Genomic DNA, 12736 nt, shown 5'->3' on the forward strand with positions numbered 1-12736 from the left:
CGCCACCGGGCCCGGGGCGGGCGTCCCAGAGTCAACGACTCTCGTGTCGACGAGAGGATCGATCCAAAGCTTCTCTGCGGGAGCGATACTCGTCATCGTCGATCTCGCCGCGGGCGTAGCGCTCATCCAACAGGTGCTGCGCATTCGTACCACGGAGTTCGCTGCGGTCACTGCGTCTGGGACGAAACAATGCAAGTAGGGCCGCAATGACCAATCCCCAAAATGCGATCATCGCCAGCGCCATCAGAATCCAGCTGACCCAACCCATTCCATAACCCGAATTCTCGCTCCACCACATCATGTCCGTTCACTCTCCTCACCTTCGACAGTGCTCGCCGAACCCTCTGGGATTGGTGTGCTTTCTATGAAGATTCGCTGAAGAGGTGACCGCATACCGTGTATCGCGTGCGCAGCGGCGGCTGAGGAGTCCACGATGGTTGCATGGACAGTACGTCAACACGGTCAACCGACGGTTACGCAGGTTTTCGGGCACTGGTCGTCGATGACGAACGCCCACTGGCCTCGATCATCTCGAGTTACCTCGAACGAGAGTCATTCGAGGTGAGTGTGGCCTACAACGGTTTCGACGCTCTCGCCCTTGCACGTGAGGTCGATCCTGATGTGGTGGTTCTCGATCTCGGGCTCCCCGGTATCGACGGTATCGAGGTGTGCCGGGAACTTCGTACGTTTTCGGATGCATACGTGGTGATGCTGACTGCTCGCAGCGAGGAAGTGGACACCATCGTCGGGCTTTCTGTCGGTGCAGACGATTACATGAGCAAGCCGTTCAGCCCCCGAGAGTTGGTAGCGAGGATCCGCGCGATGATGCGTAGACCCCGCAGCGGAGCCGCGCACAGTACAACCGCGGGAGCGGTAACCCGAGGGGAAGAGAGTCCGCCGATGACGTTCGGGGTGCTCAGGATCGACGTTGCCGGGCGAGAGGTGTGGGTCGACGAGAAACCGGTTCTGCTGACTCGGACGGAGTTCGACGTGTTGGCGGTACTAGCTGCTCGGCCGGGCATGGCATTCAGCCGTCGGCAACTGATCGAAGCGGTATGGGGCCCTGCGTGGACAGGGAATGATCATCTGGTCGATGTTCATATCGGTCATCTGCGCCGCAAACTCGGCGATGATCCCGCCTCGCCCTCGTACGTCAATACCGTGCGCGGCATCGGGTACCGAATGGGTTCCGGAAAATGACTACCCTGGAAGAACTTTCGTCTCATCAGGGGCGTACCCGCCGAGGACTCGGCGTCGGAGTGCGTTTGCTGATGGCCCAAACGCTCGTTGTGGTGGCAGGAGCGGCCACCTCATGGGTCGTTGCAGTCACTGTCGGTCCGAGTTTGTTCCGCGAGCATCTGCGCCGCGCGGGCGTGCCTCCGATGTCTGAGGAGCAAATGCACGCCGAGCAGGCATATCGCTCGGCAACTGCGGTCTCGTTGTCCGTGGCGATCGGCGCAGCTGCGTTGTGCGCGCTGGCTGTGACCTGGTATCTCAGTCGTCGGCTGCAGCGGTCGGTGACTGCGGTGTCAACTGCCGCCACGGCAGTCTCGGCGGGAAACTACGCGGCCAGAGTCCCGCCGCCGCAGCTCGGTGACGACTTCGACGCACTTGCGACGGCCTTCAACGAAATGGCCGTTCGACTCGAGTCTGCCGAGTCGATGCGTCGACGGTTGCTGGCAGATCTCGCGCACGAGATCCGGACGCCGGTAGCTGTTCTCGAAGCATTCATGGAAGCGCTCGAAGACGGAGTGGAAGCTCTCGATGATCACACCATTGCGATGCTCAGAGATCAGACCCGACGTCTGGCACGGTTTTCCGGCGACGTCTCGGCGCTGTCCGATGCCGAGACGAATCGAGCTGCAATCGAACCGACATGGACCAGACCTGAGGTACTGGTGAGCTCAGCGGTAGCGGCGCACGAAGAACGATACGACACGAAAGCAGTCATTCTGAGCGTGGACGTCCCCGGAAATCTGCCGTCGGTGTGGCTGGACCCGGAGCGCATAGGGCAAGTGTTGAGCAATCTGCTCGACAACGCACTGCGCCACAGTCGATCACAGAGCACAGTGAAGGTGCGGGGACGGGTGAAAGGGGATCGGTTCATCCTCACACTCACCGACGAAGGCGATGGAGTCGCCGCCGAGCACCTCCCCTATCTGTTCGAGCGTTTCTATCGCGCCGACGCAGCACGCGATCGTGCTCACGGAGGGGCAGGGATCGGACTGTCCATCGCGAAAGCACTCGTCGAAGCACACGGTGGACAGATCACCGCCGCGAGTGACGGAGCCGGGCAAGGCACCACCTTCGTTATCGCGTTGCCAGTACATCGTCCGAAAGGGCGGCACATCGACTGCCGGGGAACTGTCGATGCGTGACATTCGACGCGACATTCGAGGTAATGGAAACGCTCCGGGAACACCCACTCACCCCGCCGCTACCGGCACACCTGGTCAAGAACTCGTGAGGTGAACCGATCAATGACGATTCAAGAGACCAGAGCGCAGAGGTGACCCGGCCCGGGGACTTACACTTCGATCGCTGTGACGTAGGCACTCGCGCACACCGAACCCGAGACCAGGAACCAACTACTCAGGCTCTCCCCTGAACTGTGATACCGCACGGTCACGTCGTTTCCCGCGGTGATGGGAGAGCGATATTCGAGAATCGCTCGGTAGGGGAGTGGATTTCGGGGTCCGGCCCAATCTCTGATCAGGTCTTCGACAGGCTGCCAATACGTGGCGTTGTTGACGTGGTTGAACGGATCGATATCGCTCGATCGTAAGACGAATGTCGTTTCCTCCCCATCGCCCGGACGAGCGGTGTGCCAGGGTTTCCACTTCAATCGGTGATCGTTGGCGGTCGAACCGAGTCCGGCCATGAAACTCTCTTCGATCCTGGAAGGCATCCCGTTGACCGGATTGAGATTTATCCAGAATCCTTCGGTCTCGATCAAGCCGCCGCCGTCGGATTCGATGCGGACACGCATCGTGCACCACCTGCTCGACAACCCCGAGCACCATCTGCGCATGCGCACACGAGCCGGCCAGCTGACCGGACGAATGACATCGATGACTGTGCGGCGCACGACCCACACCGGGTGGGCAGCCGCTGCGCCGCTCGCATCGAGATCGTCGAAACCGATGTCCTGCAGATAACGTGCAACGCCATCGAGTCGCACCGTCCCGGAGACGTCGATATCTCCCGTCCGTACCGGCCGAGAGGTTTCGAACACCGCGCCATTGGTCGGCAAATCCACCAGGCGGTGGTTGCGCATCGCGTCAGCTTCCATTTTGCAGATCCCTTAGATGTGATTGTTCGCTTCGATACTTTGCACACCCTTGCTGCAACGTAGTGCGATCCCTACGCCCAGTCCCGCATCAGCCGCCGGGTCTGCCGCAGTCGTACCCAGTAGTCCGTGCCCGGTCTCCGAACATGGTGAACAAGGAGCCTATCCAGTCTCGCAAACTACTACACTGTCCGCGCGATTGCCGGTTGACGTTCGATGTCCTTTCCAGGTCCTTCTTGAGTGTGCCCAAGATCGTTGCGGCACCATGGAATTCCCATATTCCTCGGCTCGGCCTCGAAGCGCCTCGTCTCGCCGCAGTGCCCACCCGCGCGTTCGCGCTCGACCTCTACCTACTATCCAGGTTCGTAGTTCAGCTACTATCGACCTTAGTAGTTCGGTGGGCATCCGCGCCAACCGAGAGATTGGGGCGACGGTGAGCAAAAAATCAACCAAAACCCGCGCGAAACAGCGGTCTACGACGCAGAGTCGAGCCCGACGCGCCACGTCACCGAAGCGGAACCCCACTTCACGACCGCACGACGAAGTCGGCACAACACCCCGTGCTAGGCCCAGTCCGGCCGGTAGTGCCGTGGAAGAACTGGCCGCAGCGGCCGCAGCGGCGTATCTGAGTAAAGCAGCGCCGACGCCAGCCTCGGCCTTGGCTCAAGCACCGCCGGCGCCGGCCATCGCCGAAAAGGCGATGCCCACCAAGCCATCGGGCACTGAACGCGTTGCCCGGCCATTGGGTGACGACGAGTCGACCGCTGCAACGGAACTCGCTGCGCCCGGCGGTGGGTGCGCTGAAGCGTTCACGCAGATAGAACCACAGGGGCTCGCAGCAACGTACTGGGGAGAATCGCCCGAGGTTACTTCCGATCTGTCGATTCTGTTCCGAGGAGCCCGCAACAGCCCGGGCAGCGAACCGGAACGTTTCGAGAGGGTCACCCACGTCAACGGTGTTCCAGCGGGGGGGCGCTTCGCGGTGACTGCGAGAATCCGCGGAATCGCCACTGGTAGTTGGACTGTCAGTGCCGAGCGCATCGAAACTCCGGACGATACCACCGGGCAGTTCGACATCGCAGCTCCGCAGACCGCCACGGCCTGGACTACCGCAGCGCCATTGGTGCACGGGCCCGGCGTGCGACTCTGGACGTGGCCGCTGTTGGTCGGTTTGGGTGCAGTGTTCGCCATCGTCATGCAGGCACTGCTCTTGACCCGTATGAGCGAGAACGCCACTGCGGCAGTTCTCATTTCGATCCTCGGCTGCCTTCTCGGCTACGTGGGTGCGAAGCTCTGGTACTTGGCACTTCACCGCCAGAGCCTTCGAAAATTCGTCTCTGCCGGCGCATGCATACAAGGATTTTTGGTGGTGTCGCTCGCGGTATTGGTGCTCGGCGGAGCAGCCTTCGGTCTGGGCGTCGGTGTGTTACTGGACATGACAACGCCCGGGTTGTTTCTCGGGATTGCGATCGGGCGCCCGGGATGCTTTTTGACAGGATGCTGTTCGGGTCGACCTACCAGGTCGAGATGGGGAATGTGGGCTTCGGACCGGACTCTCGCGGTGCGCCGAATCCCCGTGCAACTGATCGAAGCGTTCGCAGGCTTGATCATCGGCCTCGCGACACTGATTTTCGTCCTCTACGGCACCGAAACGCCCTATGACGGAGCAGTATTCGTTGTCGCCGCGGCTATCTACACGTGGGTCCGTCAAGGGTTGTTCCCCTATCGTGCGGACCCTCATACACGGCGCGGGCGGCTTCTGACCAGCGCGGCATGCGGAATTGTCATCGTCGCGACGATTCTGCTGGGCGTGGTGTGATCGTGACCCAGAGTAGTAGCCTTTTGCGCTTTTCTGCCGATGCCACGTGCGCAGAAGGTGAGTCTCACGAAAATTGGGATGGCCACGAATCAAGTTTCGCGCGGGATCTGGCCAATTCGATTGGCGCCGCGTTCGGTGCATGAGGCCGGTTCAGTTCGAGGAGGGGGTGAACCGGCCTTGAGCACTGGCCCCCTGCGGGCCGGACTCCTTGTTCGTCCACGACCCGGTTTCGCACTGTTTCAAGCACCTGCTGCGCATGAAGCCATCGCCATCGCACCCAGTAGCGCCAGAAGAGGCGCCGCAGGTAGGACGATCGCCGTTCCGCAGGCAGCAAGGGTGCGGAGGTAGCGAATGGGCGCCGGGTGGTGGGTGCGGTGGGAGGACAGACGATCAAGTCGCAACGCCAGGCAATCCTGCGCTATTCCCAGAGCCGCCACGGGCACCTCGTGAGGTGTCATACTGCAGAGTGCGCGGTGCACGGATTCGCGCCCATGCTGACGAACGGCTCGGGAGTCGGCTTCGATTTCCACCAACGCACGGACCAATGGGGGCGAAGATCGCATGATCGGAAGCCACGGAAACGCGTAGGCGAGCGTTTGAGCTGCGCTGACGAGCAGATGGTGCCGCCCCGTGATGTGTGCTCGTTCATGTGCGAGTACTGCAGCAAGAGCCTCGGTGTCGAGTTGATCTCTCAATCCGTCGCTCGCAACTACAAGCGCGGGGCGCCCAGCGATACTGTAGGCGAAGGGCACAGAAACCGGGAGCCAGAGCAGTGACGAGGACCGTGCACCCCCCAGAATGCGCAGCAACCCGAGGTGCTGCTGGTGTAGCTCGCGGCGAGTGCGGGAGAAGCTGAACAGATGGACGGTGCCTCGCACCGCCCCGATGACCAGGGCTGACCCACCGAGTACACCCACCGCCGTCTCGAGCCTGGCCGGCGCGTCGTCGTGAAGGGCGAGCCAACAGCTGTGGGCGAATTCGATCAGCGACGAGACACCACCGTGACTGGGTAAAAGGCTCAAGATCACCGGGACACTGATACTCACTACAGTTCCGAGTGCCAGAGCGCCCCACAAGACGAGGACGACATGCGGATCAACGCCGCGACGCATCATCGATCCGAGGAACAGCGGGGAGAGTGCGGCAACGAGAAGGCCACCGACCGCCCACGCGAGGACGGCTGTCACTTCTTGCCTCGTTCACGCAATCCACGCGCCAGGATCTTCGATTCGACGTCGGATGTCCCGCGAACAAAATGCAACAGGACCCCGGTCGGGTCTCCGGTGGATTCGAGAAGTGCGCGCAACCCGTCAGCTGCCGCTTCCTCGCGGCTTCGCGTGGCTTCGTACCAGTACGCGCGCCCGTTTCGCTGACGATGCACCCAACCTTTGCGATGAAGATTGTCCATGACGGTCATCACCGTCGTGTACGCCGGTTCACGGTCGTCATCGAGGCCGTCGATGACGTCGCGCACACGGACCGGTTCGGTGGAGCGCCACAGCACATCCATCACCAGCGCCTCGAGCTCTCCCAGACCTTGCATTTTTCCTCCTCGTAGAGCTGCATTCGTCACCGCACCGTGCGAGTGCCCAACCTGCAACCTCCGTCGCTTTCGTACGGGGCCCAACCAGCGCTGTCGGTGATTCGTCGGTCACAGTGATGTGGGACCGCTCGATGAGGGTGTCGTGTCGACTCTGCACGCTGGAGGTTGCCGAGACGGCGAACCGAAGCCCTGTAGAAATACTATCTGTTCTGCTTCCCGTCGCCGCCCCGATACGGCGGCGGTGTCTGGCGACCTCCTCCCGTGACGATCTGCCGAACCCCTGTCAGCTCTGACAGTGTCAAAAGGTTTATCCAGCACTTTCGCGTCGACTACGGGAGAACGTCTCGCGCGGAGCTTCTGTTTGCGATTCAGCATCGTTTGCCGGCAGGGCGACAGGTCTTACAGCGCGCTGCCTTCCGACCATCGGTCCCACGGCACACTCCAGTCGCCGTTCTGCCACAATTCGAGAGGGGCGCCGCCGGTATTGCGTATCTCCACGACATCTCCGGGAAGCGAAAAATCATAGAACCATTGAGCATTGGCGCGACTGAGGTTCAAGCAGCCGTGTGAAACATTGGTATTGCCTTGCGCCCAGACTGTGTCTTCGAGTTCGTGAAGGTAAATTCCGTCGGTGCTTATTCGGGTGGCGTAGTTGATTTTTTCCTTGTACCCCAGCCGGGAATTGACGGGAAGTCCGTAGGTCGACGAGTCCATGATCACGGGGTTGGCCTGATCGAGGACGGTGTAAATGCCTGGTTGGGTCCAGAAGGAGATCGTTTGGCCGTTGACGAGCTCGGTTCCTCCCATGCCCATCGATGTCGGCATAGTGCGCACAGTTTTGCCGTTGCTCGTGACCGTCACTTGCTTGGTCGTATCGTCGGCGACGGCGATATGCGAGTCGCCGATGGTGAATGCAGTCGTGGCGTCTTCCTGTCCGAACAGTCCGCCACCGAGCGGGACGCCGAAGACCGCAGCCCGGACCGTGACCTCGGTGCCGGGGGGATAGTACGCACGAGGTCGCCAGTGAACATTCTGGTCATCCACCCAGTACCACGAGCCTTCGAGCGGCACCGACGTTTGCACAGTCAGGCTTTTCTCCGCCGCTGCACGATCGAGGATCGGCTCGTCGAAATGCGTGACAATAACGATCCCTACCCCGAAAGTGCCACCATCTGTGAGGAGGTTACCCCCGGCCGTCACGAAGGATGGTTTGGTCAGGTTCCGCGGCTTGACTGTGGAGAAGGTGCTGGACTGATCGAGACGTGAGCCATCGTTTTGGGTGGCTGACGCTGTCATCGTGTAGGTCTTCCCGTAGTCCAAGGACGCGCCGGGTTTCCACACCTGCCGGTCAGGGGTGAAGATGCCATCGACCACAGCCCCGCCCACTTCGGTGAGCACTACCGAGTCGAGCCTCCCGCCAACAGATTCCACCGTGACCGGATCAAGGGGGTTGACGGTATCTGTCCCCCCGGAAGGAGTCATCACCAGCGCGGAGACAGGAGAGTCGTTCTCGGCGGGCGCACCCGTGTCACTCGGTGCGGACTGCGGTGCTGTGGAGGTGCATCCTGTCAGCGTTGCGACCATAAGGACAAGGACGACTAACCCTGTATGCCGTGTTGAGGCCATAATTGTTCCTTCACGTCAGTGGGTGGGGAGCGCCGACGAAGACAGTGATTCGCAAGGGACGCAAGTAATCAGATGGAAGATCAGAGCGGACAACGAGAAGAGAGGCTTCGACGGACAGGCCTAGCCACTCGCCAGTTTCCGGATCAGTTCTGTTGCAAAAGTGCTTGCATCGCGGTGATCTCGGACTGCTGTGCGGCGATGATATCGGTAGCCAATTGCTTGGCGTCGGCGTTGTCGCCATCGGATAGTTCCGATTGGGCCGTCGCGATCGCGCCGGAGTGATGTTCGATCATCATCTTCAGCCACGCGGTGTCGAAGTCCCCATCGCGCAGCCCCTCCAATTGAGCGATCTGCTGCTGGGACATCATTCCTGAATCAACCCCGCCGTGGTCCATTCCATCCATGGAGTCCACAGGGGAGGTGGCGTCGGACGTAGGTTGACCCCATTGTTCGATGAGCGCTGCAATCTGATCCATTTCGGGCCCGCGAGCGGTTTGGATCGAAGCGGCGAGTTCGAGTATTCGAGGATTGGTGGTGCGACTGTCAACCATCTTTGCAATCTCGACGGCCTGTGCGTGATGTGGATACATCATCGCGACGAACTGCATATCCGCGCTGTTGGCGCCGTTGGGCTGCGAGGCCGCGGAGGAGTTGGACATGTTTCCGCTGTCGTTGCTCGACATTTGGCTCATGTCATGGCCGCCGCAGCCGGCGATCAGCATCAGACCGGCGGCAGACCCCGCTGAGACTGCGATACGTGTGGAAACAGCACGTGTAAGCATCATATTTTTCTCCTGGAATGTGTTGTTGTGCAAAAAATTCTTCTGGGGAGGGGCCGTCGACTCGGATGGTCAGTAGTTCCGCTATGAGCGTCTGTCGTATCCGCAGCGCCGACAGTTGGTTGTGTAGGGGCAAGGTGTCGTGCACGATGCACGTCTGCGGCAACAGGGGAACGTGCAACCCTCCACTCACGCGTGCCGGTATGATCCTTGTCTTCGCGCTCGATGACGACTGTCGCGGTGATCAGCGTGGTGTCGTGCGCGCCGGGCAGGACCAGCGAGGTGACGGTGGAACCTGCAATCAGAAGGTTGCGGTGATCAAGACAAGCGACAGCAGGGGATGAGTGGTTGAACAGACTGCAGGCCAGAGCCACCGCTACCGGTTCGTCACCCTGCGTATGCCGTAGGAATTTCGAAGGCCTGGGCGCGGCCAGTGCGCGGGTGCGACAGAACTGGCAGGGGTGAATGAACGAGTAAGGGGAGATCATCGCAGCTTCCGTTCCTATTGCACGGTGACAGTTCACTGGACGTGAATATCTCGTCAGTTCTCCCCCATCAGTTCACTTCGGGGTAGACGAAGGTGCGGGTGATGAGATGTTTTGCATCGCTTAGTGTTTCGGAAACTATTCGTCCAGTTTGGTCGAGGTCGAGCAGTACGTTCATACCCGCAGCCGGATAGCCCAATGCCAGACGGAGTTGCCGTCCGGCGCTGGGTAAGCGCACCGCGATGGGCGCAGTCCCGTCCGCATACGGCTCCTGGGCGAGGAAGAACTCGCTGGACAGACTTAGTTGCTGAGGTTCGGGTCCGACGTTTGCGGCATCACTGGTCACCGATTCGTAAAAGGTCAGATTCTTCTGAGTGCGGGTGATATCTACGGCTCGAGCGAGATCGGTGTCCCCGGACTGAACAGGCCATGGAATTAACATGCTGACCGTCCCGCCCAGCCACCCTGTCGCCGCGGCCTCGAGCGTGAGCATGCTTTCACCCAGTGGCCAATCGGCTTGCGCCACGAAGCATCCGGATCCGCACCCGCGCAAGGGAAGGGAAGTGTTCTGCCCGCTCGCCCGCAGTGCGCCGATCAAGGTGTATTCCTGGTCCGGTTCCTGAGCGTAGTAGTCGACGCGGCGCGGAGTCGACAGTCGAACCACCAGCTGCCCTTCGCTGGCGGCGACGCTCACCCCAATCTGTCCAGCCAATGTTCCCAGCGGCAGAACCGGACCGATGGCTGCAGGTGGTCCCGGCTGGGCGGGTGAATTGGCAGGCGCCGTCGAGACTAATGCAGCACTGATGGCGAGCACGGAGATCAGGAGGATGCTCTCGATACGAATCTGATTGCGCAGTTTGCCCACTTGTTCAGTTCTGCGCATCGTCCGCCGTGCAGATATCGCCACACCCGAGGCGGCGATGACGAAGAGTAGTTTGACCGTCAGAAGTTGCCCGTACGGGGTGGAAAACATTGCGGCAACGGGGATCAGCAACAATGCCGAGATCGTACCGGTGGTCACGACGACGATGAAGGTCCACAGCGCAAGTCGTGTGTAACCGGCCACGACCCACCGAACCGGGGCATGCTGACCCCGCCACGCGAATGCAGTGCGAACCGTGTGGAGCAAAGCGCCGACCCAGATTGCCGCTGCCGCGAGATGAACGGCGGTGAGAAACGCGCCCCATCCGGGAGCGACGACGTTTGCGTGCGAGCGCAGCCCTTCGGCGGCAATGACCAGCAGAAGGGCTGCGCTCGCAAGTCTGGGGCTCCCCGCGGCTTTCAGCGCCAAGGCCAACATGAGCCCACACGTCTCTACGAGCAAGATGATGCCCGCACGTTCTTGCCATAGCGCAGCAACGCTGGACGAAGCGGCGAGCGAAACCATAAGGCCTGCAACACCTACCAAAGCAATACAAGCGCCGGCCGGAAACCAGGTGCGCAACTTCTTCAACGAAGGGTTCTCGGCGTGCGGTACAGACGACAATCTCTCCGCGACAAGTGTCCCGAGCGCGAGGGCGAACCCGACGAACAGCAGCCACCGGAGCACGGTTTCCGTCCACGAGGTCGAGGCGCTGTCGTCGCCACCGCCACCGCCGCTGTCGGTCAAAGCGAGGCCGACGGCAAACCGAAAGTCTTCCTCGACGAGGTCACCATCTGCGCCGATCACTTGCCACCGGACGGTGTAGGTGCCCGGCGACGGAGCATCCGAGAGCCGGGAAGTGATTGCACGGCCACCTTTGGACGACTCTGCTGCCTCCATCGGGCTCTCACGGCCTGCGCCGTCCAGGACTTTGATCGCATCGGTCCCGGCGGTGACTTGTTCGTTGAAGATCAGGGTGATGGCTTGCGGAGGCTCGGAAACGGCAGTCTCCGAGCCAGGTTCGGTAAAGAGCAGCGTGGGGTGAGCGTTGGCGATGCCGGCGCCCAGAACCACAAGGACTCCCGCAACGAGCACAAGTGTGATGCTCTGGAACATTCGAACGAACAACGACATGTTCAGGTCAGTTCAAGGCATACAGAGACTGAGAAGTCGCCGCGTACGCGCTGTCGTAACTCGCCGCAGTCAACGCTTCGACTGCTCCGACATTAGCGCGCTTCTCCCAGCCTTTTCCCTCCCTGCTCCGCCAGGCGAATCCATCTTGATCGACCCCCCACAGTGCATCCGAGGAGCCCGCGATCAGCACCATGGACGGCGCTCCAGCGAACTTTGTGAAGGTGCGCCCGTCGTCGCTGCTGTACTGCAGCCCTGACGAGGTGACAGCCCATGTCCCACTCTCGGTGAGAGCGAGGGACGCCACACCCAGGGCACCGCCGGATTCCCACGACTTTCCCTGATCCTTCGACACCGTGACACCTCTGGCCCCGTCGAAGCCGACGAGTGTCGTGCCATCTGTAACCAGAGAATGAAAGTCGACCTGTCCCGCGAGCGAGCTATCCGTCCAGGTTCGGCCGCCGTCGTTGCTGGTGCGTAGGCCAAGTGGGTTGGCTGCGGTACTGGACGGTCCCGGGTGCCCTGAGGAAAAGAGCGTGTCACTGCCCGCCACGCCCGCCAACCCCATCAAATCGTCGTCGGAATCACCCACTCGCACTGTGTCGCCCGAATCTCCGATCGCGAACAGTCCGCGATGCGTACCCGCCAAGATGGTGCCATCGGCGTTGATATGCAACCCGTGCAGATGGTCAAGTTCGGGTGTGAGCTCCACCCCTGGTATGGGCGGGACGATGGACTGGCCGGCCTTGTCGTCGTTTCCCTGCGTCGAACAAGCCGCAAGAGAAACGGCGATGAGAGCGGCGCCGACGAGCCCCACGATTGGGGACGTTCGCGCACGACGACTATTGGGCATCTGGGTGTCTCGTCCTGTATTCGAAGGGATGGCAACATTTCCGGGCGACTGGTACCTTATCTACTAAGATGCATAGTAGATGAGGGTGTTGGCTGGCTGCGAATTCACCCCCTGCAATGGTCTAGTGCAAGGGAAATGCTCGCCGTCGAAGCCCCTGATCTGATACGGCAGGGAGGTGCAATTGGTCTGGTCCCACGCACGGGTCGACGGGATGACGGCGCATCGCGTCATTGGTGGCGCAACCGGCGGTGGGCAGGAAGTTTGAACACAGGGCGGGTGCAGCGGTACTGCCTAGCCCTGGTGGCAGGAATGATTGAGAGTTCTTCTCGTGTGGTCACTTACCCGGAGA

General features: G+C 61.1%; 11 protein-coding genes. 3 read left to right on the forward strand and 8 right to left on the reverse strand.

Annotation, left to right across the window (positions count from 1 at the left end; genetic code table 11):
* Nucleotides 1-31: 31 nt before the first annotated feature.
* Nucleotides 32-301, reverse strand: a complete 270-nt coding sequence (locus BH682_RS35395; protein WP_075836370.1) for an SHOCT domain-containing protein — start codon at nt 299-301, stop codon at nt 32-34.
* Between the two features lie 140 nt (nt 302-441).
* Between BH682_RS35395 and BH682_RS35400 the strand changes: the two genes are divergently transcribed.
* A complete protein-coding gene (locus tag BH682_RS35400) occupies nt 442-1200 on the forward strand; it encodes a response regulator transcription factor (RefSeq protein ID WP_075836373.1) in 759 nt (252 codons plus the stop codon).
* Nucleotides 1197-2378 (forward strand): HAMP domain-containing sensor histidine kinase, encoded by a 1182-nt coding sequence (locus BH682_RS35405; protein WP_075836375.1) that lies wholly within the window; start codon nt 1197-1199, stop codon nt 2376-2378. Before BH682_RS35400 ends, BH682_RS35405 begins: the two co-directional genes overlap by 4 nt.
* A gap of 149 nt (nt 2379-2527) precedes the next feature.
* Here BH682_RS35405 and BH682_RS35410 read toward each other — a convergent pair whose 3' ends face one another.
* A complete protein-coding gene (locus BH682_RS35410; protein WP_019747374.1) occupies nt 2528-3292 on the reverse strand; it encodes an acyl-[acyl-carrier-protein] thioesterase in 765 nt (254 codons plus the stop codon).
* 586 nt (nt 3293-3878) lie between these two features.
* Here BH682_RS35410 and BH682_RS35415 point away from each other — a divergent pair.
* Nucleotides 3879-5108, forward strand: a complete 1230-nt coding sequence (locus BH682_RS35415) for a prolipoprotein diacylglyceryl transferase family protein (protein WP_232354284.1) — start codon at nt 3879-3881, stop codon at nt 5106-5108.
* Between the two features lie 239 nt (nt 5109-5347).
* Here BH682_RS35415 and BH682_RS35420 read toward each other — a convergent pair whose 3' ends face one another.
* The 6 genes from BH682_RS35420 to BH682_RS35450 all read right to left on the reverse strand — a co-directional run bounded on the left by BH682_RS35420 (nt 5348) and on the right by BH682_RS35450 (nt 12387).
* Entirely contained in the window at nt 5348-6295 is a 948-nt protein-coding gene (locus BH682_RS35420) for a M56 family metallopeptidase (RefSeq protein ID WP_019747376.1), read from the reverse strand.
* Nucleotides 6292-6651 carry a BlaI/MecI/CopY family transcriptional regulator gene (locus BH682_RS35425; RefSeq protein WP_019747377.1) on the reverse strand — a complete coding sequence of 120 codons (360 nt, stop codon included), beginning with the start codon at nt 6649-6651 and terminating at the stop codon, nt 6292-6294. The genes BH682_RS35420 and BH682_RS35425 overlap by 4 nt, the downstream gene beginning before the upstream one ends.
* A 399-nt stretch (nt 6652-7050) precedes the next feature.
* On the reverse strand, nt 7051-8235 hold the full coding sequence (locus BH682_RS35430) for a L,D-transpeptidase (protein WP_019747378.1): 1185 nt from the start codon (nt 8233-8235) through the stop codon (nt 7051-7053).
* A gap of 185 nt (nt 8236-8420) precedes the next feature.
* Nucleotides 8421-8999: a DUF305 domain-containing protein gene (locus BH682_RS35435; protein WP_019747379.1), complete on the reverse strand. Its 579-nt coding sequence runs from the start codon at nt 8997-8999 to the stop codon at nt 8421-8423.
* 612 nt (nt 9000-9611) lie between these two features.
* Nucleotides 9612-11537, reverse strand: coding sequence for a copper resistance CopC/CopD family protein (locus BH682_RS35445; protein WP_030537779.1), 1926 nt, complete (start codon nt 11535-11537; stop codon nt 9612-9614).
* A gap of 7 nt (nt 11538-11544) precedes the next feature.
* Entirely contained in the window at nt 11545-12387 is an 843-nt protein-coding gene (locus tag BH682_RS35450; protein ID WP_030537778.1) for a F510_1955 family glycosylhydrolase, read from the reverse strand.
* Between the last annotated feature and the right edge of the window lie 349 nt (nt 12388-12736).

It is taken from the genome of Rhodococcus sp. YL-1, from assembly GCF_001942025.1.
Classification (GTDB): Bacteria; Actinomycetota; Actinomycetes; order Mycobacteriales; family Mycobacteriaceae; genus Rhodococcus_F; species Rhodococcus_F qingshengii.

Coding starts and splice junctions, on each gene's coding strand:
- BH682_RS35395 (WP_075836370.1), bottom strand. CDS start 301: ATGATGTGGTGGAGCGAGAATTCGGGTTATGGAATGGGTTGGGTCAGC.
- BH682_RS35400 (WP_075836373.1), top strand. CDS start 442: ATGGACAGTACGTCAACACGGTCAACCGACGGTTACGCAGGTTTTCGG.
- BH682_RS35405 (WP_075836375.1), top strand. CDS start 1,197: ATGACTACCCTGGAAGAACTTTCGTCTCATCAGGGGCGTACCCGCCGA.
- BH682_RS35410 (WP_019747374.1), bottom strand. CDS start 3,292: ATGGAAGCTGACGCGATGCGCAACCACCGCCTGGTGGATTTGCCGACC.
- BH682_RS35425 (WP_019747377.1), bottom strand. CDS start 6,651: ATGCAAGGTCTGGGAGAGCTCGAGGCGCTGGTGATGGATGTGCTGTGG.
- BH682_RS35430 (WP_019747378.1), bottom strand. CDS start 8,235: ATGGTCGCAACGCTGACAGGATGCACCTCCACAGCACCGCAGTCCGCA.
- BH682_RS35435 (WP_019747379.1), bottom strand. CDS start 8,999: ATGCTGATCGCCGGCTGCGGCGGCCATGACATGAGCCAAATGTCGAGC.
- BH682_RS35445 (WP_030537779.1), bottom strand. CDS start 11,537: ATGTCGTTGTTCGTTCGAATGTTCCAGAGCATCACACTTGTGCTCGTT.
- BH682_RS35450 (WP_030537778.1), bottom strand. CDS start 12,387: ATGCCCAATAGTCGTCGTGCGCGAACGTCCCCAATCGTGGGGCTCGTC.